This window comes from Mediterraneibacter faecis (assembly GCF_055383675.1).
This window is the reverse complement of record NZ_AP043803.1, coordinates 1,179,363-1,204,728: the sequence shown is the minus strand read 5'-3', so window position 1 is coordinate 1,204,728 and position 25,366 is coordinate 1,179,363. Positions and strand designations below refer to the sequence as shown.

General features: G+C 40.4%; 23 protein-coding genes. All 23 read right to left on the bottom strand.

Features of this window, described 5'->3' with window-relative positions:
* Positions 1–77: 77 nt before the first annotated feature.
* Positions 78–1,682: an MBL fold metallo-hydrolase RNA specificity domain-containing protein gene (locus tag ACZ47Z_RS05600; RefSeq protein WP_226870931.1), complete on the bottom strand. Its 1,605-nt coding sequence runs from the start codon at positions 1,680–1,682 to the stop codon at positions 78–80.
* A gap of 118 nt (positions 1,683–1,800) precedes the next feature.
* Positions 1,801–2,541 (bottom strand): RNA polymerase sporulation sigma factor SigE, encoded by a 741-nt coding sequence (sigE, locus tag ACZ47Z_RS05595; RefSeq protein WP_020435774.1) that lies wholly within the window; start codon positions 2,539–2,541, stop codon positions 1,801–1,803.
* A 54-nt stretch (positions 2,542–2,595) separates the two neighbouring features.
* A complete protein-coding gene (locus tag ACZ47Z_RS05590; protein ID WP_195941453.1) occupies positions 2,596–3,372 on the bottom strand; it encodes a sigma-E processing peptidase SpoIIGA in 777 nt (258 codons plus the stop codon).
* A gap of 182 nt (positions 3,373–3,554) precedes the next feature.
* Positions 3,555–4,742: a cell division protein FtsZ gene (gene ftsZ / locus ACZ47Z_RS05585; RefSeq protein WP_020435772.1), complete on the bottom strand. Its 1,188-nt coding sequence runs from the start codon at positions 4,740–4,742 to the stop codon at positions 3,555–3,557.
* Between the two features lie 150 nt (positions 4,743–4,892).
* Positions 4,893–5,624, bottom strand: a complete 732-nt coding sequence (locus ACZ47Z_RS05580; RefSeq protein WP_155203836.1) for a cell division protein FtsQ/DivIB — start codon at positions 5,622–5,624, stop codon at positions 4,893–4,895.
* Between the two features lie 68 nt (positions 5,625–5,692).
* Positions 5,693–6,778, bottom strand: coding sequence for an FtsW/RodA/SpoVE family cell cycle protein (locus ACZ47Z_RS05575; protein ID WP_226870930.1), 1,086 nt, complete (start codon positions 6,776–6,778; stop codon positions 5,693–5,695).
* A gap of 13 nt (positions 6,779–6,791) precedes the next feature.
* The gene (murD, locus tag ACZ47Z_RS05570; protein WP_464525956.1) at positions 6,792–8,165 is read right to left on the bottom strand and encodes a UDP-N-acetylmuramoyl-L-alanine--D-glutamate ligase; all 1,374 of its coding nucleotides are present in this window, start codon (positions 8,163–8,165) and stop codon (positions 6,792–6,794) included.
* Between the two features lie 4 nt (positions 8,166–8,169).
* Positions 8,170–9,126 (bottom strand): phospho-N-acetylmuramoyl-pentapeptide-transferase, encoded by a 957-nt coding sequence (mraY, locus tag ACZ47Z_RS05565; protein WP_015528861.1) that lies wholly within the window; start codon positions 9,124–9,126, stop codon positions 8,170–8,172.
* A gap of 149 nt (positions 9,127–9,275) precedes the next feature.
* Entirely contained in the window at positions 9,276–11,000 is a 1,725-nt protein-coding gene (locus ACZ47Z_RS05560; RefSeq protein ID WP_117827003.1) for a peptidoglycan D,D-transpeptidase FtsI family protein, read from the bottom strand.
* 83 nt (positions 11,001–11,083) lie between these two features.
* Positions 11,084–13,102: a peptidoglycan D,D-transpeptidase FtsI family protein gene (locus ACZ47Z_RS05555; RefSeq protein ID WP_464525955.1), complete on the bottom strand. Its 2,019-nt coding sequence runs from the start codon at positions 13,100–13,102 to the stop codon at positions 11,084–11,086.
* 6 nt (positions 13,103–13,108) lie between these two features.
* A complete protein-coding gene (locus tag ACZ47Z_RS05550) occupies positions 13,109–13,648 on the bottom strand; it encodes a hypothetical protein (protein WP_054752955.1) in 540 nt (179 codons plus the stop codon).
* 98 nt (positions 13,649–13,746) lie between these two features.
* A complete protein-coding gene (rsmH, locus tag ACZ47Z_RS05545) occupies positions 13,747–14,682 on the bottom strand; it encodes a 16S rRNA (cytosine(1402)-N(4))-methyltransferase RsmH (RefSeq protein WP_215640384.1) in 936 nt (311 codons plus the stop codon).
* A 44-nt stretch (positions 14,683–14,726) separates the two neighbouring features.
* On the bottom strand, positions 14,727–15,164 hold the full coding sequence (gene mraZ / locus ACZ47Z_RS05540) for a division/cell wall cluster transcriptional repressor MraZ (RefSeq protein ID WP_015528857.1): 438 nt from the start codon (positions 15,162–15,164) through the stop codon (positions 14,727–14,729).
* Between the two features lie 367 nt (positions 15,165–15,531).
* Positions 15,532–15,771 (bottom strand): hypothetical protein, encoded by a 240-nt coding sequence (locus ACZ47Z_RS05535; RefSeq protein ID WP_015528856.1) that lies wholly within the window; start codon positions 15,769–15,771, stop codon positions 15,532–15,534.
* A 56-nt stretch (positions 15,772–15,827) separates the two neighbouring features.
* Positions 15,828–16,667 carry a DegV family protein gene (locus ACZ47Z_RS05530; protein WP_117827007.1) on the bottom strand — a complete coding sequence of 280 codons (840 nt, stop codon included), beginning with the start codon at positions 16,665–16,667 and terminating at the stop codon, positions 15,828–15,830.
* Positions 16,668–16,777: 110 nt separating this feature from the next.
* Positions 16,778–18,067, bottom strand: a complete 1,290-nt coding sequence (locus tag ACZ47Z_RS05525; RefSeq protein WP_243007679.1) for an FtsW/RodA/SpoVE family cell cycle protein — start codon at positions 18,065–18,067, stop codon at positions 16,778–16,780.
* 76 nt (positions 18,068–18,143) lie between these two features.
* A complete protein-coding gene (gene asnB, locus ACZ47Z_RS05520; RefSeq protein ID WP_464525954.1) occupies positions 18,144–20,024 on the bottom strand; it encodes an asparagine synthase (glutamine-hydrolyzing) in 1,881 nt (626 codons plus the stop codon).
* Between the two features lie 345 nt (positions 20,025–20,369).
* Entirely contained in the window at positions 20,370–20,963 is a 594-nt protein-coding gene (locus ACZ47Z_RS05515) for a manganese catalase family protein (protein ID WP_015528852.1), read from the bottom strand.
* Positions 20,964–20,966: 3 nt separating this feature from the next.
* Positions 20,967–21,242, bottom strand: coding sequence for a spore coat protein CotJB (locus ACZ47Z_RS05510; protein ID WP_117568085.1), 276 nt, complete (start codon positions 21,240–21,242; stop codon positions 20,967–20,969).
* Positions 21,239–21,568 (bottom strand): spore coat associated protein CotJA, encoded by a 330-nt coding sequence (locus tag ACZ47Z_RS05505; protein ID WP_020435757.1) that lies wholly within the window; start codon positions 21,566–21,568, stop codon positions 21,239–21,241. The genes ACZ47Z_RS05510 and ACZ47Z_RS05505 overlap by 4 nt, the downstream gene beginning before the upstream one ends.
* A 120-nt stretch (positions 21,569–21,688) precedes the next feature.
* Positions 21,689–23,014, bottom strand: coding sequence for a S1C family serine protease (locus ACZ47Z_RS05500; RefSeq protein WP_054752961.1), 1,326 nt, complete (start codon positions 23,012–23,014; stop codon positions 21,689–21,691).
* Positions 23,015–23,217: 203 nt separating this feature from the next.
* A complete protein-coding gene (locus ACZ47Z_RS05495) occupies positions 23,218–24,669 on the bottom strand; it encodes a cohesin domain-containing protein (protein ID WP_226870923.1) in 1,452 nt (483 codons plus the stop codon).
* A gap of 230 nt (positions 24,670–24,899) precedes the next feature.
* A complete protein-coding gene (locus ACZ47Z_RS05490; protein ID WP_226870922.1) occupies positions 24,900–25,205 on the bottom strand; it encodes a DUF6020 family protein in 306 nt (101 codons plus the stop codon).
* Positions 25,206–25,366: the final 161 nt, after the last annotated feature.

Sequence of the window (25,366 nt, the reverse complement as noted above, 5' to 3'; positions counted from 1 at the left end):
TACTTAGAATCATTCTCACTCTTTGAATAAGATATTCCATGAAGTACTGAATTTTATAAAGTTTTAGTCCTTGACAATCAAATATCCCATTTATCTGACAAATTATTAATCTGCGACTCGAATTTTGCTTTGTCTTTATTCGCGAGACCTTCGTTCTTGTAAATAACATCAAGTAAACGCTTTCCTGCTGCAACAAGACGTTCAAACGCCGCATCCGCTTTACGCTGTGCCGGTTTTTTCGCCTTCACCGGAATCTTTACACCTTCACTTAAGATCTCATTTGTCAAGAGGTCTGCTTCACTACACGGAAACGGTGCATAAGCCTGATATCCAAACTTTTCTTCCACCGTCTTTGCAAACTCTTCTGTTACAGTATCTTCACCATGCACAACAAAGACGCGTTGTGGCGCCTCTTTAAACGCTCCCAGCCATTTTAAGAGCCCATTCATATCCGCATGACCACTAATTCCATGAAGGCTCTCAATTCTTGCCTTAACTTCAATCGGCTCACCGAACAGCTTCACGTTCTTTTCGCCCTCGATCAGTCTGCGTCCTAAAGTGCCCATTGCCTGATACCCAACAAAAAGAATCGTACACTCTTCTCTCCACAAATTATGCTTCAGATGGTGACGGATACGACCAGCATCGCACATTCCGGAAGCTGAGATGATCACCTTTGGTTTCTCGATAAAATTGATCATCTTAGAATCATCACTTGTTGTTGCAGTCTTAAGTCCATCAAATATAAGTGGATTAATCCCTGCATTAACAAGTGCAAGTGCATCCTCATCAAAACACTCTCTCATATTTTTTGTAAATATCTTCGTTGCCTCAATTGCAAGCGGACTGTCCAGATATACTTCGAAATTCTGATATTCTTTTAATAATTCCTTTTCTTTGATCTCACGTATAAAATAGAGGAGTTCCTGAGTTCTGCCCACAGCAAAGGAAGGAATAACAACATTTCCCCCTTTATCAAATGTCTCTTTCAGGATTCTTGTAAAATCTCCCAGATAATCCGGTTTTTCCTGCGTATGCAGCCGGTTGCCATACGTAGACTCCATCACAATATAGTCCGCACTCTCTGTATAAGCCGGGTCTTTAATAATCGGCTGATCCAGATTTCCAATATCTCCGGAAAATACAATCTTCTTTGTCACTCCGTCTTCTGTTGCCCAGACTTCAATACTTGCTGATCCAAGCAGATGTCCTACATCTGTAAACCGGATCTGGATCCCCTCACAGATTGTAATGCGCTCCCCATACTGACAAGGCACAAGCAATTCAATCGCATTAAGTGCATCCTGCATCTCATAAACCGGTTCATACTCCGGCTTTCCTGCTCTCCTGCCTTTTCGATTTCTCCACTCTGCCTCAAATTCCTGAATATGCGCACTGTCACGAAGCATGATATTACACAAATCCGCTGTCGCATAGGTAGTGAAAATCTGCCCTTTAAACCCATCCTTTGCAAGCTTTGGCAACATTCCGGAATGATCAATATGTGCATGTGTGAGGAATACATAATCTACGTCTGTTGCGCTGATCGGAAGTCCCGGATTCTCATACAGATCCGGGCCCTGTTCCATACCGCAGTCAACCAAAATATTCTTTCCTGCTACTTGCAGAAAATGACAGCTTCCCGTAACCTCATGGGCTGCACCTACAAATGTTAATTTCATACATCCTCAACCCTTTCTGTCCTGTATCTTTTCTTTTTAATCTTCAGATACTTTTTCTTTTATTTTAACACCATACGGGAAATTGTACATCTTTCTTTTTATTAAATTTTTGTAACTGTTATTCATACCGGACCATTTCCATCCGAAGTCTGTGCATAATTTTCTTTTCCAGTCTTGATATATAAGACTGAGAGATTCCAAGTTGATCCGCAACCTCCTTCTGCGTCATTTCTTTTCCCTCCGGATGATCCAGTCCAAACCTCATACGAACGATTAATTTCTCTCTTCCTGACAATTTATTCAAGGCACGAAACAGAATCTTTCTTTCTGCCTCATCCTCCAGATCCCGATAAATTGTGTCCTCTTCTGTCCCAAGAATATCAGATAGAAGCAGTTCATTTCCATCCCAATCTACATTTAAAGGTTCGTCAATGGAAACTTCCATCTTCGTCTTACTGTTTCGTCTCAAATACATCAAAATCTCATTCTCAATACAACGTGAAGCATATGTTGCCAGTTTAATTTTCTTTGATGGATTAAATGTATTGATTGCTTTGATCAGGCCGATGGTACCAATAGAAATCAAATCTTCTACACCTACTCCTGTATTATCAAACTTCTTTGCTATATAAACAACCAGGCGCAAATTATGTTCAATCAGTATCTTTCTCGCCTTTTCATCTCGATCTGTTCCAAGCCACCTTACCACCTCACGTTCTTTTTCATTTTCCAATGGTGGAGGAAGAACCTCACTGCCTCCTATGTAATGAATCTCCTGTTGGCCACCAAATAAAACCGTCCTGACATTTGGTACAATCCTTAATTTAAATTTCTCCGGCACAGCCACTTTAACCATCATATAAATTCCTCCTGGTTTCTTTCTTACATCTTCTGTTGCAGCACAGTTTTTTATTCACAGCATCTGCACCTTACAGTTCAATATCAATTGATAATCTTCCTCCCCACTGATCGGTGATTCGCTCACACCGATCAACGGAGATTCTATCCATTCTTTTTCATTTATTTCCACACACATTTTCCTAATCCGGAAAATTTTCATAATGCCACTACCATGAACACTTCGATATGGAATATACCTGAATTCCATTGCTTCTTTCATTACCTGATGATAAAAATTACAATCCAGTACATGCACCCCTTCACCACTGAGTGGATCTGTCAGGCAGTTTCCCGTATCCCTCAATGCATGAACCTTATAACTATCTGCTTCTGTAAATAAAATCACTTCACAGCACCGTTCCTGCTCTATCTTAAGAACTTTCAAGAACTTCCAGGCCATCAGAATCCCCTGTGAGCTAAGCACCGCAATCCCATAAAACAGACTGATATAATGCAGATAAGGACGAAACATCATCAACGTGCCCCCCAGGAACATTCCAAAAAGGTAAAGCAATCCCATTCCTTTGAGTATCTGGAGCATACATTGTTTCCTATTTTTTAACCAAAGCATACAAAATGGAATCACCAGATAAAAGGCTATGTTTTTCATCCAGGCGGGAACAGATACAACCACCATCAGACATGTCAACACACTTCCAAGGAATGCTCCGGATAAAACTCCTTTAAAACTATATTTTCCACCCGTAATCCGTTCTGTCACGAAAAGTAACAGGCTATCCATCATGAAATTTTCCAGAAAAAAAAGATCTATGTACAACTCATAGTGCATCTTCCACCTTCCTTTTCATTTCGAGTCATCCTCGATATCATATAGAATTATAAAATTTGCTCTTTGGAAATTTTGTCAGATACTGACAGTAAAACAGAAAGAAAATAGAAGAATTTCTGACATCCTTCGACATAAAAAAAACGGCCTGATACTTCAGACCGTTTCATCATTTTTCAATTCAATTATTTCTTAAAGAAATCCGGAATCTTAATAGACTGCTCTCTTACTCCACCAGTTGTTGATCTTGGCTGCAGTGTTGGCATTGTTCCACCCTGCGGTCTTACTGTTGATGTCTGAGCTGTTCTTTGTGCTGTATAGTCATAAGATGGTCTTGCATGACTTTCTACACCATTCGGAAGAATAGAACTTGTCTTCTGCTGTCCTTCCAGTCTTGCTTTCAGCTTGGATGCACTTCCGCCTACATTATGTAAGCCTGTAGCAATAACTGTGATTGTACATTCATCAGACTTTGTATCATCATACATAGCACCGAAGATGATACTTGCACTTTCTCCTGCAAGCTCCTGTACATAATCAGCTGCATCAGAAGCATCCATAAGTGTAATGTCTCCAGATACATTAACGATAACATTAGATGCACCTGTGATTGTTGTCTCAAGCAGTGGACTGGCAACAGCCTGCTTAACTGCTTCGAGTGCCTTGTCATCTCCGCGTCCTGCACCGATACCGATGTGTGCAATACCTTTATCCTTCATAACTGTCTGGATATCAGCAAAGTCAAGGTTGATCAGAGATGGTACATTGATCAGGTCTGTGATACCCTGAATACCCTGCTGAAGAACCTCGTCAGCCTTTTTCAAAGCTTCTGGCATAGTAGTACGTCTGTCTACAACTTCAAGCAGTTTGTCATTCGGGATAACGATGATTGTATCAACGTTTTCCTTTAATTTATCAATACCATTGATTGCATTCTGCATTCTTGTCTTGGATTCGAAACGGAAAGGCTTTGTGACAACTCCTACTGTCAGAGCGCCCTGCTCTTTCGCAATTCTTGCGATAACCGGAGCAGCACCTGTTCCAGTTCCGCCTCCCATACCGCAGGTAACAAATACCATATCTGCACCTTTTAATGCAGCCTGGATCTCCTCAGCGCTTTCTTCTGCTGCCTTCTCTCCCATCTCAGGCTGTGCACCAGCACCAAGTCCTTTTGTCAGTTTTTCACCGATCTGCATAAGTGTCGGTGCTTTACACAGCTGTAATGCCTGTTTATCTGTATTCACAGCTATGAATTCTACGCCTGCAATCTGTTCGTCGATCATTCGGTTCACGGCATTGTTACCGCCTCCGCCGACTCCGACAACAATAATTCTTGCAGCCGCTTCAGATTCGTTGGTTTTAATTTCTAACAAGAGTAGTTCCTCCTTTGTCGTCTTATTAATTCTTATATACATCCCTTATTTTAATTGAACGATACAATTCAATAAGTATATAATAAAGTCTTTTCCGTAAATAATCAATAGATTTTTTCTTATTTTTGGTTTTTTTCCAACAATTCAGCTTCAAGACTGCGGTGTAAAGTTAATTGATGCTGAATCTGCTTCATAATTCTCAAGATGAAGTACCCCCGCCTGATCCGGATACTGTTCCTTCAGCTTCTCAAGAATCGGTTTGATCTGTGCAATTCTGATCTCATATTCTTTATTCCCAATTAAAACTTCTACTGATCCAAAATATAATACCACACTCTGTTCATTAGCATATACCAGTTTATCCGGTGTAAGTGAATATTTCACCAGATACTTTGAAGCCTCTGCGATCAAAGTGAATGCACTGTCATCTTCCACCGGAATCTTTTTTCCGATCTCTACTTTCGATGCATCGAAAGAAAGTCCTTCCACATAAGGTACTCCTGTAAAAGTTTTCTTGCTTTCAAAAAGTGCTGTCCCCTTCCGGTCAAAATATAAATTTGTATCATTGAAAGAAACATAACCGGATTTTCCTTTCTCTTTCACATGCGCAACAAGCGTCCATGGATTTTCAAATGTCAATTTCATTTCTTCCACAACTGACGGAACTTCTGCATCTGTATAATTATATTTCCAGAATAAATACACCGTATTCATGGAGAGTTTATCTTTCTCGAGCCAGCTGATGATTGAATTCTCTCCGTAATATTCATTTCCCTTCACCTTTATACTGCGTGTCTGAAAGAGTAGAACAAACACTACAATCAACAGTAATACTACAATAAAGCGGAACATCCCTCTCTTCTTTTTCTTCTTTTTTTTCATTGATCAGATTCCTTCCTCTGTTCATGTTTTCCATACCCGGACTCCATCTGTATGAAATACAGGCAACTCTATTGTACCAAACGTGATATGCTAAGGACAAGCCCCATTTCCAAAAGCAGAAAAACAACTGACGTTCCACCATAACTGATAAACGGAAGTGTAATTCCTGTATTCGGTATAGAATTTGTGACGACAGCAATATTCAATATTACCTGAATCATCATATGTGCCATGGCTCCCACTGCAATCAACGCACCAAAAAGATCCGGTGCGTGTGTTGCAATCACAAAAAATCTCCAGATTAAAATCAGAAACAGTACAATGATAGTCCCCGCACCAACAAGCCCTAATTCTTCACAGACAATAGAAAAAATCATATCATTCTGTGCTTCCGGCAGGAATCCCAGTTTTTGTACACTGTTTCCCAGCCCCCGGCCAAACAGTCCTCCACTTCCAATTGCATAAAGTCCTTGCAATGTCTGATATCCTTTTTCATACTTCTCCGGATTTCGCCAGATTGCAAGTCGCTCCAGCCGATAGCTTTCCAAGGCGAGAAAAATTCCCATAAATCCAACTCCTGATACGGCCATCCATATAAACTGTGCATATCTTGGACTTGCAACAAAAATCAATGTAACTGCGATTCCGAGGATAATGATTGCTGTACTCAGATTACTTGCTCCTACCAGACCGACAACCGGAAGGATTGAAAGCATCATTCCGGACATTATCCGAAGTTTTGATATTTTTTTCACATTTCGGTTGATCAGCCAGGCCAGAAACAAGATCACTGCTACTTTAGCAAATTCTGAAGGCTGAAAAGAAAACGGACCCAAAGACAACCATCTTTTGGATCCGTTATATTCTTTTCCGAATGCCATGACAGCAATGGATAAACCGATTGCAGCCAGATATGCTGGCACAGCAAGTGGAATCCATCTGTGATAATCAATTCTCGCGATCCATAGCATTCCTGCCATTCCAAGAACTGTAGCCAGTCCCTGCTTTTTCAGATAATAATAAGAATCATGAAACTTCACCCTGCCGTTATATGCACTTGTACTGGTCAGAAGGATCAGACCAACCAGTACGAGAATCAGCACCGTCACAAGCAGTGTATCATCATACGTGTGCTTCTTTGCAGGACGCTTCAATACAGTTCACCCTTTACAGATTATTTACAAGCTCTTTAAACTTATCTCCACGTTCTTCATAATTCTTAAACATTCCCCAACTTGCACATGCAGGAGAAAGGAGTACTGCATCTCCCGGTTTTGCATTCTCTACACATTTTGCAAATGCTTCCTCAAATGTATCCGCCATCTCAATATCTTCAAATCCATGTGCTCTGGCTGTCTCTGCGATCTTGTCACGTGTCGCACCAAGAAGTACTAATTTTTTTACTTTTCCATCAAAGGAATCGATCCATTCATCATAAGCAGAATCCTTATCATAACCTCCACCAATCAGAACTGTCGGACGATTCATCGCCTGAATCCCCTTAATTGCTGCATCTGGGTTTGTTCCCTTGGAATCATTGTAATATACAACTCCATTCTTTTCTGCCACATATTCAATACGATGTTCGACCCCCTGGAACTCTTTCAGCGTTCTGCGGATCACATCTACCGGAACCCCATATGCTGCTGCCATTCCGGCTGCTGCCATCGCATTCTCATGATTGTGTGTTCCAAGAATATTCAATTCATCTACATGACACACCGGTGTCTTCTCTCCGTTCATCGCAAGAACGATCTGACCATTTTCCAGATAGATTCCTTCTTCTAATATACGCTGACTGCTGAAATATAGAACCTTTGACTTTACATTTTCTCCAAATGCCCTTGTCACATCATCTTCGTAATTCAGAACACAAGTATCTTTCTCTGTCTGATTCTTCGCAATATTTTCCTTTGCCTCTATGTATGCTTCCATCGTATGATGGCGGTTCAGATGATCCGGAGTAATATTCAGGATCGCGCTGACTCTCGGACAGAATGTCTGAATTGTTTCTAACTGAAAGCTGCTCATCTCAGCAACAATTACAGAATCCTCTCTTGTCTGGAGTGCAATACTCGTATATGGATTACCGATATTTCCTACCACAAAGCTGCTCTGCGCATAGTTTTTCATAATTTCTCCAAGCAGGGAAGTGGTCGTTGTCTTTCCGTTCGTTCCAGTAATTGCAAGAACATCACCTTTTCCAAAGGCATATGCAAGCTCGATCTCGCCCCAGATTGGAAGTCCTTTCTCACGCATCTCATTTACGATTGGAAGATCTGTCGGAACACCCGGACTCATTACAACAAGAGAAAGTTTATCAAGAAGTTCTTCTTTCCTGTCTCCCTCAAGTGTTCCAAGGACGATTTCCAGTGACTCACTGTCCCCGCCTTCAATCTTTGCACGGATCTCTTCCGGATTCAGCTTATCGTTACCATCATACAATACGACCTTTGCTTCTTCTTTCAAAAGGAGCTCACACGCTGCCTCTCCACTGATTCCAGAGCCAAACACTAATACATTTTTATCTTTTACAACCATTCTTTTATACCCCCATAAGAGCGATCAGGCAAAGAATTGCCGTCACAATAGAAAATACTGCCACTACCCGTGTCTCTGACCATCCGCAAAGCTCGAAATGATGATGAATCGGTGCCATCTTAAAGAGACGCTTTCCTCCTGTCTTTTTGAAATATGTTACCTGCAGAATAACTGAAATAACTTCTACAAGATAAATAAATCCGACAATAATGATATACAGCGGCATCTGCATCATATACGCTGTTCCTGCAACAAAACCACCCAGTGCAAGAGAACCTGTATCTCCCATGAACACACTGGCCGGATACACATTAAAAAGAAGGAATCCCATCAATGCACCGACAACTGCGCAAGTGATCGGCTCAATCCCACTTTTCGTTCCAATTGCTACAACCGTGAAAAATGTTGCCACCAGAACAGTTACACTTGATGCAAGACCATCCAGTCCGTCCGTAAAGTTTGTTCCATTAACTGTACCGATTACTGCAAAGAAAAGAACCGGAATCGCAAGCCATCCAAGATTCAATTCATAACCGCCGGAGAATGGAACGATCATTGTAAGCGGAATCTTCGCTACTTTTACGATGTAAAACGCAAAAATTGCTGTTACTACAATCTGGAGTGCCATCTTCTGCATTGGAAAAAGTCCGTCTGAACGTTTCATGACAACTTTAAGATAATCATCCAGAAATCCAATCAGTCCGAATCCTACTGTAAGGAAAAGTACCGGGATGATCTTTGGATAGTCTTTCACATAAAACAGGGACGTAATCACAACAGCTGCCAGAATGATAATACCTCCCATTGTAGGTGTTCCTGCCTTCTTTAAATGAGACTGTACACCCTCCACACGCTCCGTCTGACCCATCTTTAACCTTCTCAGGAAAGGAATGACCACCGGTCCAAGCACAAGGCTTATAACAAATGCAATCAATACCGGAATCACTACATGACTGTTCATATATACACCTCTTCATTTCTTTTGTTTTACACAGAGAATCCTTCTTATGTACTTTTCTGTCATCAGATGATGTGAGTGTCAAAAATAAATTTTGCCACTCACTGATGTAACCGGATTCTCAAAATGCACTTTACAGTATACTCCATTGGTCAGTTTTTTTCAATCCCGAGATACGGAAGTACATTGTCATAGATGCTGCGCAAAACCGGAGCTGCAATCGTTCCTCCGTAATAAATCCCCTGTGGGTTACGGATCACTACAATTCCAAGAACCTGCGGATCTTCCGCCGGTGCAAACCCTATAAATGATGAAATATACTTGTTTGCGCTTCTTGGAAGAGTCTGTGATGTTGCAGTCTTGCCTCCGATCGAATATCCTTCAATGTATCCATTTTTACCAGATCCTTCTTCTACCACACTCTTCAGAAGTATTCTCATCGTCTCCGATGTTTTTTCAGATACAATCCCATTCTTCTTTTTGTATTTCAGCTTTCGTATCTCTGTTCCGTCTTTTTCAAGAACTGCCACTCCAAAATGCGGTGTCACCCGGTATCCCCCATTAACCAGCGAACTTACTGTTGTTGCCATTTGAACCGGTGTTACCTGGAACGACTGTCCAAATGAAATCGTTGCCAATTCCACAAGACCAATATCTTCTACGTTATGCATAATTGTTCCCGCTTCACCCGGAAGATCAATATTCGTCAGACTAAGTAATCCAAACTGTTTAAAATAAGCATAAAATTTCTCTGCTCCAAGCCGAAGACCAATATCAATAAATACCGGATTACAGGAATTCTGTATCCCCTGAATAAACGTTTCCTGTCCATGTCCACCAACCTTATGACACCGGATTTTTCTGTCTTCTACAATCCGGTATCCCGGACAGGAAAATGTATCCGACAAAGAAACGACACCTTCTTCAAGACATGCTGATGCTGTAATGATTTTAAACGTTGATCCCGGCTCATATGTGTCATTAATACAGGGATTTCGCCACATCTGATTTAACATCTCCTGAGCCTGTTCATCCGTCTGTTCTGTATTTTCATCCACATCAATCAATTCAAAAGGGGTATTCAGATTAAATTCCGGTGTATTTACCATTGCAAATATCTCTCCGTCCTGCGGATTCATAAGCAATACAGATACACTATCCGCCTGTTTTTCCTCCTGAACCTTTTTTGCTGCCTGTTCACAGTACTTCTGAATATTATGATCCAGACTGATCTGAAGCGTGTTCCCAGCCACAGGTTCAATCCTGTCTTCTGCTACTTTCTCAAGTTCGACTCCTCTCGCATCCGTCACTGTAAGAATGGTTCCATCGGTTCCTTTTAATACCTCTTCATATTTTACTTCAAGTCCGATGATTCCCTGGTTGTCCCCACCTGTAAATCCAAGAACTCTGGATGCAAATGTATCATAAGGATAATATCTTTTAAAATCCTCATCTACTTTTACTCCTGCAAGATCCAGATTACGGATTCTATCCCCCGTTTCTTTTTCCACATTTGTTTTAATTTTTTCCATCGAAGACACTTTTTCTACTTTTTTACGGATGTTTTCTTCCTCTTCCCCAAGTTCCTGACAGAGAGCTGCGATCACCTGTTCCGGATCTTTCATCTGATTATGAATCACGGAAATTGTGCATACCGTCCTGTTCGTTGCCAGGACAACTCCATTTCTGTCAACAATCTCTCCTCTTGCCGCTTTGATTTTTCTTTCTCGCTCATGAAGATCTTTCGCCAGCTTCTGATAATGTGCAGCATCAAAAATCATCAGATAAACAAGTCTTCCGAAAAGAGCCGAAATCAAAAGAACTGCGCAGAAAAAAACAAACATTGTTTTTTTTCGGTTATATGTTTTATTTTTCACAAAAAACAACTCCGAGAAAGACATTTCTACAATGTATTATGTCTTTTTCGGAGTTATTCCTGTTTGCCTGTCTGCTATAACACTTAATCTATATTGGATGATGTTGCCCAACTGTCCAAATCCGGCTTATAATTTTCATCAACATATGAGCCGTCTTCATTACTGTAATCATCTGTATAGTCCTGATCATAATCAGAATACTCTGTATCTTCAAAGCTCTGACCGCTCTGCTGTGTCTGACTTTCCCCTGTCTCTTCCATAGTTGTGATACCAAGATACGGAAATGCTTCTGACATGATATTCTTCGCAAGTTCAAGAACCAATGAACTATTATCCTGTGCATCTACATTTGCTTCATCAATTACCACATAGATAACAACTTCCGGATTCTCCTGTGGAGCATATCCGATATAAGAAAGAAGATATTTCCCATCTTTACGTGGAAGTTTCTGCGCCGTACCAGTCTTCGCTCCGATATCATATCCTTCCACCTGGGCTCTCTTACCTGTACCATACTGCATTACCGCCTGTAAATATGTTTTTACTAATTCAGATGTTTCTGTCGAAACTGTCTTACGGAGCAATACGGGATTCTTCGTTTCAATCACATTTCCATTCTCATCCTGGATCTGCTTTACAACATGCGGTTCATAATAATACCCACCATTGATCAGAGAACTGAACCCTGCTGCCAGCTGAGTCATTGTCACATTAAAGTTCTGTCCGAAAGCATTCGTTGCAAGATCAACCGGTGTCATCGTATCAGTTGTATACAGAAGACTTGCTGTTGATGCTTCTGCCGGAAGGTCAATTCCCGTATATTCTCCAAAGCCAAAAATATGCTGGTATCTGATAAAATTATCAATTCCGATTTTTTCCGCCATTTCCATCAATGCAACGTTACAGGAATTAGCAATCGCATCCATTGTGCTTTCTGTTCCATGTCCGGAACGAAGATGACATCCGATATCATTATCCCCCACATGAAGATAACCACCACAATAATAAGATTCATCTCCGGTAAGAGTTCCTGTCTCCAATCCGGCTGCAACAGTGAATGGTTTCATCGTAGACCCCGGTTCAAATGCATCACTGACACAGAAATTTCTCCAGATGCTACTCAATATGTTCAATTGATCCTTCTCATCTATCGCATTCCATTTTTCTTCGGAATAAATACTGGACAGATCTCTTGGTTTGTTCAAATCAAAATTAGGGTAAGAGGCCTCAGCCAGAATTTCTCCGGTATTCGGATTCATGATCATAACCGCTGTATTCTTGCTACCGGTCACTCCACTTCCTTCTTCTCCGGCATGTTCTTCATTGAACTGTTGAATGTATTTTTCCACAATACTCTGTAAGGTAATATCTATTGTCGTAACAACATTATTCCCATTCTTTGCTGCTTTTACATTCTGTTCGACTGTATCATCTTCATCCAGATAACCATACTCTCTTCCATCTGTCCCCGTCATAACATCATTGTAAGCACTCTCAATTCCAATTGCTCCTATATTTCCGGAATAAGTAAAGCCTATCACATCGCTTGCCAGCGTATTATATGGGTATGTTCTGTTATAATCATCCTCCAGCCAGATTCCCTTTACATTTGGATAATTCTCAGTATCATTCTTTATCTCATTATATTTCTGAGCCGTCTCGTAATCGATTCCTTTTTTCAATATAACATATCTGCTATTAGGTTTTTCTTCTACAATCTCTCGTACTGTCTTTTCACTGATTCCGAAACATTTATTCAATACTTTAATCGTAGGATCTATATATTCTTCTTTATCTGTCATTACAACAACATCAAGAATCACATTATAAACCCTTTCACTTGTCGCTATCTTTGTACCGTTTCTATCCAGAATATCTCCACGTTTATATGGAATTGTCTTACTGTCATAAATTTTCTGATTCAGTACAAGCTTTGTATACTTGCTTCCCTTTGTAACATTAATGTATGTAATTCTTCCTACAAGAACAAGAAAAGCCAGTATAACTGCTATAAACAGCAGTACCAGCTTTCTCTGCATTCTTACCGGGAATTTTTTAGTCAGAAATTGAAATCTGTTCTTCCTTCTTTTTCTTCCTGCCATCTTCCATTATTCCTTATTTTTCACATCCTTGGATTGCGCTAAAACGCCATCTTCCGGGATGTTATCATACTGTTTTACATAGTCACTTGTCGGGCTTTGATAATGAATCACTTTGCCCTGAGACTCATAAACCATTCCCATCTCGTTCATTGCCTTTTCACGAACACTCTCAAGATTAACAGAATCTTCTGCTGCCTGATGTGCAGTATCATTTGATTCCTTCAGATCCGTCAGTTCCTGCTGCAGCGCTGTGATCTGATCTGCACGATTCAAAACATCTGCCTGTAAGCGTAAATACATAACACATATAAAAACCGCACAGACTGCCGCCACAATTAGAAAAGTCGCATATGCCTGACTGATCCGCTGCGCACGATGCCGGTTTTTAATCACCTGACGGCTTGTTCTTTTTTTCTTCGGCTTACGAACTGTCCCATTTCCAGACGGTAAAGCTTCTGGCTGACGCACGGCACTACCGTACACATAGAAGTGGTTCCAGTCTGCTGCTGGTCTATTCTGCTGTCTGCGACCTGTGTTTCTCGCCATCGCTTTCCTGTCCTTTCTCTGGATTCTTGTTCCGCCGGGCTCTCCCCTTCCCGGAGGAACGTTTCGTTTATACTCTAAATACTCCCTGTGATATCAAATTATGCACGTTCAAAGATTCTAAGCTTTGCACTCTTTGATCTGCTGTTTACCGTCAGCTCCTCTTCTGACGGAAGGATTGGCTTCCTGGTGATCACTTTCCCTTTGGATACATTTCCACATACACAAACCGGAAAATGACTTGGACAAATGCACGGATTCTCATTCTTACGGAAAGAACTCTTCACAATTCTGTCTTCAAGCGAATGAAATGTAATAATGCAAAGTCTTCCTCCTGGATTCAACAGATCGATCATATCATCTAATGTATCCCGCAAAATATCAAGCTCATGATTCAATTCAATTCGAAGAGCCTGAAATGTACGCTTTGACGGATGTCCTGACGTCTTCTGAATCTTCATTGGTATTGCATGACTAATAATCTCATTCAATTGTCCTGTTGTCTCAATCGGACCTTTTGTGCGTTCTGCAACAATATGCTTCGCGATATTTTTAGCAAATCTGTCCTCGCCATAATCACGAATCACACGATAAAGTTCCGATTCACTATAGTCGTTGACAATGTCTCTGGCTGTCATCTTCTGACGCTGATCCATACGCATATCAAGAGGTGCGTCAACCCGATATGAAAATCCCCTCTCAGCTGTATCCAACTGATAAGAAGAAACTCCAAGATCTACTGTAATTCCATCTACTTTGTCAATTCCTATCTCATGAAGCCGCGGTTTCATATCACAATAATTGCTCCGGATTATTGTGACCTTCTCCCCGAAACCTTCCAGGCGTTTTCCTGCTGCTTTAATCGCATCAGCGTCCTGGTCTATACCTATTAATCTCCCCTGCTCGCCAAGCTTTGTACAGACTTCATATGCATGTCCGCCTCCACCCAACGTGGCATCTACATAGATGCCATCCGGTTTTACGTTCAAACCGTCTACTGTCTCATGCAACAGCACTGAAACGTGCTCGAATGCCATAGACTCCTCCTTCTGACTGCCTCACTTGGCGGTCTTTGTTGTCATCAGATGCGAATTCCGATCGCTTCCATACGTTCTGCAATCGCATCCAGATCTTCCTCGCTGATCTGGTTTTTCTCTTCCCAGAGTGCCTTGTCCCAGATCTCAACACGATCCTGGACTCCGACCAGAACTACTTCCTTCTCCAGATGTGCATTCTTTCTAAGTGACGGTGGGACAAGAACTCTCCCCTGCTTGTCGAAACTGCCCTCAGATGCACTTCCAAAAAAGTAGCGTTTAAAGATTCTGGCATCCTTGTTCATTCGTGGTAAGCTTTCGAGTTCGGCTACGAATTTATTCCATTCTTCCTGGGAATAGACAAATAGACAGCCCTCTAATCCGTTACAGATCACGAAGCTGTCACCAAGATCTTCCCTTAACTTTGCCGGGATGATCAGTCTGCCTTTTTCGTCTATGTTATGGTTAAACTCTCCTAATAACATACGAAACCCTTTCTCTGGAATCTATGGAAATGTTCGCGTTCGCTAAAGGTATCACTACCGTAATCCCTTTGCTTCCACTCCTTCTCCATATTGCACCACATTCTACCACTTCTCACCACTTAGCTCCATTGTAAACCACACTTCCACCTTTTTCAAGTCCTTTTTATGAACTTTTTCGTTTCTTTTCAGAGTTCACGTTACTGTTCACTTCCTGTTTTGGTTGCAAGAAACACAAAAAGAGGTTGCCGTTTTAACAATGATATGCCACCTTCCTATAGGATAACGAAATATAAAAATCCTATAACTGGAGACGTATCACTTAATACGACAACCTCTTTTTATTGCACTATATGTAATTATAACAACCTTATTCTGCTGAAAGTGTACTCAGATAATCCTTAACAGAGTCATAATTCACTTCTGCAACTGCACGTTCCTGGTTGGAAGAATGCAGATCATATGCTGAATATCCGAACCAGCCAACAATTGCAAGTGCAATTACTCCCGCTACACATCTTTTTACATTGCGCATGATCTTCTCTTTACGCATTGTCTTCTTTCGGTCCGCCTTTTCCTTCTTATAACGATCCACCTTCGCCTGACTCATCTCTTGCCTGCTCCCTTCCTATTAGGTCTTTAGCAATTATTTTACCACAGCATATCTTAAAGCACAACAATAATTCCACCATCATTCGCATACATACTACTAATTCCTGCTGTATCTACAATAAAGGAATCTTTCACCTTTACTTTCTCCAAAATCAATTTTCTGACGGCCTCTGCACGTTCCGGACAGTTGCAATGTGCAATTGCAAGAATCTTCTCCTCCGGTTTTACAGCATCCTTCGCGACATGCTCTGCCATCTTCGCCAAAGCTTTCTTCATTCCTCTGCTCTTATCCAACTGACAGATTGTTCCCTCTGGGGTAGAACCCATAACAGGCTTGATATTCAATGCGCTGACTACCAGAGATTTCAGTCCTGTCAGTCTTCCATTCTTACGAAGTGTATCAAGATTCTCAAGAACAAAATACGTATGCTGTTCTTCAATATAAGCTTCTACCGTTTCAACTACCTGTTCAAAATCCATTCCGGCTTCTTCACATTCCTGAATCTTTCGTCCGATCAACGTCTCTCCGACAGATGCTGAACGAGAGTTAAATACATGGATCTTTTCTTCTCCGCCTTCTTCCTTATAAAGTTTCTCTCCAAGAAGTGCACTGTTATAAGATCCGCTCAATTCCCCTGACAAAGTAACTGCATAGACTCTGTCAACATCACATTTGTATAATTCCATATAACGCTCCGGGGATGGACAGGATGACTTCGGACATTCCTCGCTTGCAGCCACTCTTCTTAAAAAATCAGCCTGATCAAATGTCTCGTCATCCGGAATGTGAAAGCCATCCACTTCCATGCTAAGAGAAGCCGTCTTAAAAATTCCACTCTCCTTCATCTGTGGAGTCAGCTCTCCACAACTATCTACGATCACTCTGTAACTCATAACTTATATCCTCCCATGCTCTATCGCATATTTTTTCATCCTACTTTACGTGGTTTTTAATACTACATATTAATATAACACACTTCAGTCAAGTTGAAAAGAGGGAGAATTTATTTCAACCGTATCTTAGAAGATATTCCAAGCGCAATTCCCATCTCGGCCAGCAAGATCACAATTGCCGTACCTCCATAGCTTATAAATGGAAGCGTAACTCCGGTAGTAGGCATCAATCCGGTTACAACCGCAATATTTAAAGTAACCTGCAGCGCGATATGCGCGAAAATTCCTGTTGCAATCAAAGAGCCGTAAAGATCCGGTGCATTTCTCGCTATGAACAATAATCTATAAAGCATAAAGGCAAACAGACACAAAACGAGAATTGCACCAAACACTCCAAGTTCTTCACAGATAACCGCAAGAATCATATCATTCTGTGCCTCCGGAATCGCATGCAGCTTCTGTGTACTGTTTCCAAGTCCTTTTCCAAAGAAGCCTCCCGAACCGATCGCATACAATCCCTGTAAAAACTGATAGCTGTCTGTATCAGCATTCGCCTCCGGATTCAGCCATGCAATGATTCGCCGCATACGAAAGTTATCACTTTCCGCAAGTGTATATTTCAAGAAAATAATCCCAATAATTCCCACGATTCCTACTGTAATTACTCCAGCAACAAATGGTTTTGTCTTCGGATGTACAACAAAAATTAAAATACATGTAATTGCAAACACAATAATTGCTGTACTCAGATTATCCGTCAATAGAAAAACTCCCAGTGTTGCAACAAGGCAATAACCAAGCAGAATCTTAATTCCATCCCATTTTTTCGCCTTTTGCCCCAAGAGGCAGATTTCATATGCTATAAATAGAATCACCGCAATCTTCGTAAACTCTGCCGGCTGCAATGACAATCTACCCGGAAGCCTGATCCATCTTCTTGCTCCATTTACTGTCTTGCCAAGTGGTGTCTGCACCAATGCCATCAAAAACATTGAAAACCAAAAAAATTCTTTTGCATACGCACCATACAGATGATAGTCAATCTTAGAAACGATAAACATTGCAAGAAATCCGATAATACCGATAATCGCCTGCCTTGTAAAGAAATACATATCATTATTATAATCATTCTGTGCACTGTAGGCACTACTGCTATAAAGCATTACAAGTCCAAAGCACATCAGAAAAATAATTACAAGAAGCAGATCATAATCATAATAAGGTTTTCCCTTTTCTCTTGTCCTTTTACGTTTTGTACTCGCAGACCTTTCCGCTATTTGCCGTTCCCTCTGTACCGCAGTCTGCTGAGAATATGGAGAACCTGACGTTCTCACAACCTTCTGTCTCTGCTCCATTGAGCTTCGATACTTCCTATAAGCATCACTCTCATAGTTTCTCATACATACTCCCATCTAAAATCTGTATCCATTCTATTTTTTAACATTCCCAATTAATAAACAGCAGATACATTTTTTATTATTGAACACTCATCGCCGGATGAACCGGTTTTCCATGCTCAAAGAATCTGTCATACCATACGAGGAAGATATAAACTGTCCAGATCTTACGGCTGTTATCTGTCTTCTCATTCGTATTCTTTCCATTCTTATGATCATCAAGCATCTTAAGCAGGAGCTTCGTATCAAAGAACTTCTTCGCTGCATCAGACTCAAACATCTCTTTTACAATATTATAATACTTCTCTTCCTTCAACCATACACGAATCGGAATTGGGAATCCCAGTTTCTTCTTCTCCGCTGTCTTACTTCTGATATGTCGCTCTGCCGCAGCACGCAATGCAACCTTCGTCTTTGGCGCACGTACTTTGTATTTTAACGGAAGTGTCTCGGCAAGTTCAAGTACTTCTCTGTCAAGGAACGGAACTCTGACTTCAAGAGAATTCGCCATTCCCATCTTGTCACCCTTCATCAGAATATCATGCACCAGCCATAAATGAAGATCCACATACTGCATCTTTGTCACAGGATCTTTTCCTTTTACACGTGCATACAATGGTTTTGTCACTTTCTGGATTCCCGGCTTACATCCTTTTTTCAAAATACGATTTGCCTCACGCTCTGTAAAAATATTCGTCGCATTTGCGAAATATCTCTCTTCCAATGTCTTTCCGTGACGCATAAGGAAACCTCTTCCCTTCATACCACGTGGCAGACAGCGTTCTGCAAACGCACCCAGGAAACGGCGTACCGGCATCGGTATTTTATTAAAAGAAGTATGTTCCAAAGGTTCACAATATATGTTATATCCTCCAAACAATTCATCAGAACCTTCTCCTGAAAGAACTACCTTAACCTTCTTGGACGCTTCTGCACTGAGGAAATAAAGTGCGATTGCAGCTGGATCTGCGACCGGCTCATCCATATAATACTGAATATCCGAAAGCTTATCCCAATATTCTTCCGGTGAAATCACCTTAGCGTCATTCTTCATGTTAATGCTTGCTGCAAATTCCTTTGCATCCTGAATCTCACTGTACTTTCCTTCATCAAATCCGACTGTAAAAGTACGATCCACCTGTCCCAGATAAGTCAGATAACTGGAGTCCACACCACTGGAAAGGTAAGAAGCAACCTCTACATCACTGATTTTATGCTTCTCAACGGAATCCTTCATCACACGTTCTACATCATCCACCACTTCTTTGAAAGGCTTCTTACAGTCTCCTGTGAAATGAGGTTCAAAATAACGTGTAATGTTCATTTTTCCATTTTCATATATAAAGTAATGTCCTGGCTGTACACAGAACACTCCTTTAAAAAATGTCTCATTCGTAGGAACAAACTGGAAAGAAAGATAGTTTCCAAGTGCCTCTTCATTGAACACCTTATCAAACTTCGGATGCTCCATAAATGCTTTGATTTCAGAAGCAAACATCAATGTACCATTCATATTCGCATAATATAGCGGTTTGATTCCGAAAATATCTCTCGCTGCAAACAATCTTTTCTTCTTTGTATCCCAGATTGCAAAAGCATACATTCCTCGAAGACGGTCTACCAGTTTCTCGCCCCACTCTTCGTATCCATGAATCAGTGTCTCTGAATCTGTATTCGATACAAACTCATGACCTGCCGCTTTCAGTTCTTCTCTCAGGTCCTGGTAATTATAAATCTCTCCATTAAATACAAGAACCATGCTGCGATCCTCATTGTACAACGGCTGATCACCAACGGAAGAAAGATCTATGATACTCAGACGGCGAAATCCGAGTGCTGCATCTTCATCCACATACTTTCCCGCACTATCCGGTCCCCTGTGTACGATTGTATTCATCATATTAACAAGTACCTGTTCTCTGTCCTCAACTTCTCCGACAAATCCTGCAAATCCACACATATGCCTTCTCCTTTTTTAATTACTGTCAACTGTATATTTGTTACTGTTCACACGTTGTGCGACCAGTAACGTATATTTACACCCGACAATAAATTTCTTTTATTATAGCCTCTTTTACTCAGGGAAAAAAGTCCCTTTCATCAGAAAAACAGAAAAATACTGTGAGTATAACATCACAGTATCCCCATTGATCGTATATTTAATTGTTATGGTTTCCCCATCAACGCGTATATTATATCTGATTTATAGGGAAAAGTAAAGGGGGATTTTTGAGCAGTATTTACATAAAATGTAAATCAGGGATTGCCGTCTGACAATCCCTTTCACAAAATAAACACTTCATCTTCATTCAAATTCTGGGTTGATCGCATAGAAATTCTTACTGTCAAGATGTTCCTGTACAATTCTTAGACTTTCACCAAATCTCTGATAATGCACAATCTCTCTTTCTCTCAGAAAACGGATCGGATCACAGATTTCAGGATCTTTAATCAGCCGTAGGATATTATCATACGTAGTCCGTGCTTTTTGCTCTGCTGCAAGATCTTCATGAAGATCTGTAATCGGATCTCCCTTCGATTGAAAATACGTTGCAGTCCACGGAGCTCCGCTGGCTGCCTGTGGCCATAATGCCAGTGTATGATCAACATAATACGGTGCAAAACCGGAACGTTCAATTTCTTCCGGTGACAAATTCTTTGTCAGCTGATAGATAATTGCACAGATCATCTCCATATGGGCAAGTTCTTCTGTACCAATATCAGTCAGTATTCCTGTTACCTCTTTATATGGCATCGTATATCGCTGTGAAAGATAACGCATAGATGCAGCTAATTCGCCATCCGGTCCACCGAACTGACTTATAATGATCTTCGCCAGTTTCGGATTCGTCTGGGTTATCTTCACAGGATATTGAAGTCTTTTTTCATAATTCCACATAAATCAGCATCCCCCTTCCTGCCACGGCCATGGTTCATTGATCCAATTCCAGCAGTCACTGTTTTCGCTGACTGTATCTACAGTTAAAGGTCCATATACCTCTGCATATTCTTTGAGTGCTTCAATACGTTTCTCTTTATATTTTTGAAAATAGTCAAGTGCTTTCTGATTTTCAGGATGTGTATCTAAAAATAATTTAACATCATCCACCGCGAAACTAATCTGATTTATATATTCAAAAAGTTCTCTTCGATTCATTTCATGACAATTGCAACTCATTTACAGCATCCTCCTTTTCCTCGAAATGGTTTTTCAAGCTCTTGAAAAATAGTTCCACACTGAAATCCATAACCGAGATCGTGAAGTTTTCTCCACTGCTGCCATGGGACATAAGCCATCGCAACCGGAAACTCTTGCAAAACATCCGTTTTGCTGTAATCGCCAACACACTCATCGCAACAGTAATTTTTCGACTTCTGCTCCGGAAGTGGAGGAACAGGAATATTGCAATGAAGCTGTCTTTCATTTTCTTGCCTTGTTTGTGGCCTGTAATTTCCATTCTGACAATAACAATTCGTATTCCTATTAGAACAATATGGTGCCATAAAATAAATCCTTATATCTTTTTTGTTATTGTATGGAAGATAAGAAAAATTGTGAACAACAGCAAAAGGGATTGCCACGTGACAATCCCTAAGCATAATACATTCACTTAAAAGTAGTTTTTATTTTGCACCGAAAGTAACTTCCACTGTCTTCTCTTCATATTCTCCATTACTCTGTGGAATCTGAATTGTCAGTGACACCTTATCTCCTTTGGCATAATATTGAAGCTGTTCCTGAAGATCATCCATGCTTGATACGGTTGTTCCGTCAATTGCTGTGATAACACTTCCTTTTGCCATTCCGGCAGCCTCTGCTCCACCGCCTTTTGTAATTTCTGATACATAAACACCTTCCGGCATATTCAGCTGTTTGGAATATTCAGCCGGCACGCTCATTCCTTTGATGCCAATTGCACCCTGATCTTTTTCTGCAACCTTTGTCTTTGTTGCCTGATTCATCAGATTCTGGATCAGATCGGATACATCACTGATTGGAATTGCATATCCGACACCTTCTACAGAATCACCAACCAACTTGGATGAGTTGATTCCAATCACTTCGCCACTTGCATTTACAAGTGCTCCACCACTGTTTCCAGGATTAATGGCTGCATCTGTCTGAATCAGTTTGGCATCACTCTCTGTTGTCTCACCAGTCTGCTCGTTTGTTTCAGAAACAGAACGATTCAAAGCACTGATTACACCAGTTGTTACTGACTGTCCATAGCCAAGTGCATTACCGATTGCAATCGCAGGTTCTCCAACCTTTAACTGTGTGGAATCTCCGAGTGTTGCTACCGAAATTGCTTTCATTGTATCATCTGAAATAGAGTCAAGTGGAACAGCCACAACAGCGATATCATACTCTGAGTTTGTTCCTTTAATATTCGCCTCAACGCTTGTTCCATCATCAAACGTAACTGTTAATGTATCGCTTCCTGCTACTACATGATTATTTGTAACAACCAGAAGTTCTGAATCATTCTGGGAAATAATGATTCCTGTTCCAGCACTTTCGCTCTGTTGCTGCGACACACCACCAAAGAAATCCTGAACCTGCTGCACACTCATATTTGTAATTGATACGATTGATGGCATTACATTTTCCACAATACTTGAAACATCTGAAGTTACAACACTGGAAGATTTGGATAATGAAGCATTGCTGCTCACAGATTTGGTTGCCGTAGTATTGGTCTTCGTCACACCGGTCAATCCCAACACTTTACTTCCAACAACATTTGATGCCAGAAATGTACCACTGGAAACAACTCCAAACAATAGTGCAAATCCTGTCACTGCCACTGCTTTGGGAATTTTCTTTTGTGGTTTCTTACCATGCGGTACTTGATGTTTCTGACCACCCTTGTCATCATGAAATGGTGTTTCACCCTGTCCGTTTCCATTCATTCCATCCGAATTATAATAATTATATTGATTCTCCATAAAGATTACCTCTTCTCTTGTTTATTCTTTTTCTTTGATGTTTACATAGTAACTCCGCATTGTGATAAATCTGTGTATAATCAATTAATAAAGATTGAAAAGAACGATAGAAAAACAGGATCAGAACTTTCTTCTTGAACAGTTCTAATCCTGTCTATATGTTTTCAACTACCTAATCAGTATCTTTCATCCTTCTCTTAAACTTACAGATCAATGAAATCTACATCATAATCATCTGATTTTTTTCCTTTTTTTGATTTCTTAGCTGATTTCCCTAAATTTCTTGTATTTCCTGTCGGTGCATCATATTCATCAGCATACTCATCATCGTAATCATCATCAAAATCATAATCCGCATACTCATCATCAAAGGCATCGTAATCATCATTAAAATCATCATCATAACCATCGTCATAATCATCATCTTTTACTTTTTTACGTCCAAACGCCTTTCTATCTGACTTCTTAGCAGCAACCGGCTCGTCATCTTCTTCATCTTCAAAAGGAATATCATACTCGTCATACAAATCATCAAGTTCCTGATTTCTATGCACAAGTTTTACTGCAAACATAATCATAAGAACAAGTAATACAACTACGATGAGTGCTCCTCCAGCCAGAAGAACAATTGGATGCTCTTTTACAAGCGACTCCAGTTTTCCAACAATCCCTTTTGCTTCCTTCTTTGTACTGTCTGTTGTCTGAACATCTACACTCTGATAAGTTCCATCCTGTGAATCATACTGATAGAACCCTTTTTCACCTGTTCTTGTATTCACTGCATACAGAAGATCATAACGATCATTCTCCGGGTTTGCCCAATATGGATACGTCTGATCTGCTACTGTAAGTTCCCCTTCCTGGTAAGAATCCGGAAGTTTTGCTCCTCCATTATCTGCTAAAAGAATAATAGATGTTGTATCAGAAATCTTCAATTCTGTATATGGAACAAATGTAGAATCGTCCTCATTGTAGAGGAAAAACTTTCCTTCTCCGGAAGCATCTACCAAATATCCAAGTGTAACACCAGCCTCATTAGCAACAAACTTGTGCTCTTCTCCATTGAATGTCTTTGTAGTCTCACTGTATCCTACCGGAATCGCAGATGTTGCAAATTCTTCTGAAAAATTGTAATCTGTTCCGTTCACACTTACTGTGATATCTGTAGCCGTACCTGCTGCTGTACTGCCAGTTGCCTCAACTTCTGTTGAACCATCATCTGCCTGTTCAATCTTAATTGCGGAAGATCCCTGATCTAATGTCAGCGTCTCATCAGAATACAGATAAGCCTTTGAGCTGTCAACTGTGATCGTTGTGTCTCCCATCTTCAATGCTTTAAACGTCATTGTAGTACGAAGTTCTGTCGCTGTTCCGTCTCCGCTTCCTGAGTATGTAAGCTTGCCATCACTGTCTACTGTTACACCCTCTCCGCTTTCAAACTGAAGTGCAGAAGTATCATAACTCATTGTAATATCTGCATCACCAACAGCTGAATCACCGGATCTCACAACAAGATCTACACTTACTTCCTCTCCAACCTTTGTCTGTGGATCAGAGAACATCAGAGAACCATCAGCTGCACTTACGATTGTGCTGAACATTGGCACTGTAAGACACAGTGATAATGCTACTGCCGCTAATTTCTTTGCTTTCATATAATTACCCCTTCTTTTGTTGTCTTAAACTTATATACCATCCTATTGTACACTGTTTGAATGGAGTTGTCCACCCGGAAGCAAAAGAAATCTCATGTATCTTAGAAATCATAATTTACAAATTACTTCCTATCTTCAAAAATAATAATGAATTGTAGAAAGTTTCTCTGGCTGATAAACAATCTGCTTACTTAATCCACTTCCTGCATCTGGAAAAATTTCAAATGCATTTACCGGTATGAAGAATCTTTAAGCATTGTGATTGCATACTGTGGAATTGGTGGATATAATGCATAAAATAATACAGTAATAAAACAATATATATTCCTTATTCCTTTACGTTTTAAAAATACACAGGAATAAGAAAAAGCTGCCGCTGTCATCACACACTGAATGACTATAAAAAGAAAACACCCTATATTAGAAGAACAGAAGAACCTCTGTCCTATCCAGATAAAACCTCCAAATAGTATTGTATCAAAAACCGGGTGATGATCCTGCAAGAATGCTTTTCCTTGAATATAACTTAAAAACATTTCAATCTGTGTTGATGTATCCCAAAAACTACTATAGCAAAAATACAAAAAAGAATTTTTATTATACTAGCTATCAACATAGTTAAAAGTATAACAAAAATAACTGTAACAGAAACACTATTTCCAAATAGAAAGCTTGTTCTATATATATTCATTGATAC

Excerpts from the sequence above, each read along its gene's own strand:
- ACZ47Z_RS05600 (WP_226870931.1), bottom strand. The coding sequence starts at position 1,682 with ATGAAATTAACATTTGTAGGTGCAGCCCATGAGGTTACGGGAAGCTGT.
- sigE (WP_020435774.1), bottom strand. The coding sequence starts at position 2,541 with ATGATGGTTAAAGTGGCTGTGCCGGAGAAATTTAAATTAAGGATTGTA.
- ACZ47Z_RS05590 (WP_195941453.1), bottom strand. The coding sequence starts at position 3,372 with ATGCACTATGAGTTGTACATAGATCTTTTTTTTCTGGAAAATTTCATG.
- ACZ47Z_RS05580 (WP_155203836.1), bottom strand. The coding sequence starts at position 5,624 with ATGAAAAAAAAGAAGAAAAAGAAGAGAGGGATGTTCCGCTTTATTGTA.
- murD (WP_464525956.1), bottom strand. The coding sequence starts at position 8,165 with ATGGTTGTAAAAGATAAAAATGTATTAGTGTTTGGCTCTGGAATCAGT.
- mraY (WP_015528861.1), bottom strand. The coding sequence starts at position 9,126 with ATGAACAGTCATGTAGTGATTCCGGTATTGATTGCATTTGTTATAAGC.
- ACZ47Z_RS05555 (WP_464525955.1), bottom strand. The coding sequence starts at position 13,102 with ATGGCAGGAAGAAAAAGAAGGAAGAACAGATTTCAATTTCTGACTAAA.
- ACZ47Z_RS05550 (WP_054752955.1), bottom strand. The coding sequence starts at position 13,648 with ATGGCGAGAAACACAGGTCGCAGACAGCAGAATAGACCAGCAGCAGAC.
- rsmH (WP_215640384.1), bottom strand. The coding sequence starts at position 14,682 with ATGGCATTCGAGCACGTTTCAGTGCTGTTGCATGAGACAGTAGACGGT.
- mraZ (WP_015528857.1), bottom strand. The coding sequence starts at position 15,164 with ATGTTATTAGGAGAGTTTAACCATAACATAGACGAAAAAGGCAGACTG.
- ACZ47Z_RS05535 (WP_015528856.1), bottom strand. The coding sequence starts at position 15,771 with ATGAGTCAGGCGAAGGTGGATCGTTATAAGAAGGAAAAGGCGGACCGA.
- ACZ47Z_RS05530 (WP_117827007.1), bottom strand. The coding sequence starts at position 16,667 with ATGAGTTACAGAGTGATCGTAGATAGTTGTGGAGAGCTGACTCCACAG.
- ACZ47Z_RS05525 (WP_243007679.1), bottom strand. The coding sequence starts at position 18,067 with ATGAGAAACTATGAGAGTGATGCTTATAGGAAGTATCGAAGCTCAATG.
- asnB (WP_464525954.1), bottom strand. The coding sequence starts at position 20,024 with ATGTGTGGATTTGCAGGATTTGTCGGAGAAGTTGAGGACAGAGAACAG.
- ACZ47Z_RS05515 (WP_015528852.1), bottom strand. The coding sequence starts at position 20,963 with ATGTGGAATTATGAAAAAAGACTTCAATATCCTGTGAAGATAACCCAG.
- ACZ47Z_RS05510 (WP_117568085.1), bottom strand. The coding sequence starts at position 21,242 with ATGAGTTGCAATTGTCATGAAATGAATCGAAGAGAACTTTTTGAATAT.
- ACZ47Z_RS05505 (WP_020435757.1), bottom strand. The coding sequence starts at position 21,568 with ATGGCACCATATTGTTCTAATAGGAATACGAATTGTTATTGTCAGAAT.
- ACZ47Z_RS05500 (WP_054752961.1), bottom strand. The coding sequence starts at position 23,014 with ATGGAGAATCAATATAATTATTATAATTCGGATGGAATGAATGGAAAC.
- ACZ47Z_RS05495 (WP_226870923.1), bottom strand. The coding sequence starts at position 24,669 with ATGAAAGCAAAGAAATTAGCGGCAGTAGCATTATCACTGTGTCTTACA.
- ACZ47Z_RS05490 (WP_226870922.1), bottom strand. The coding sequence starts at position 25,205 with ATGTTTTTAAGTTATATTCAAGGAAAAGCATTCTTGCAGGATCATCAC.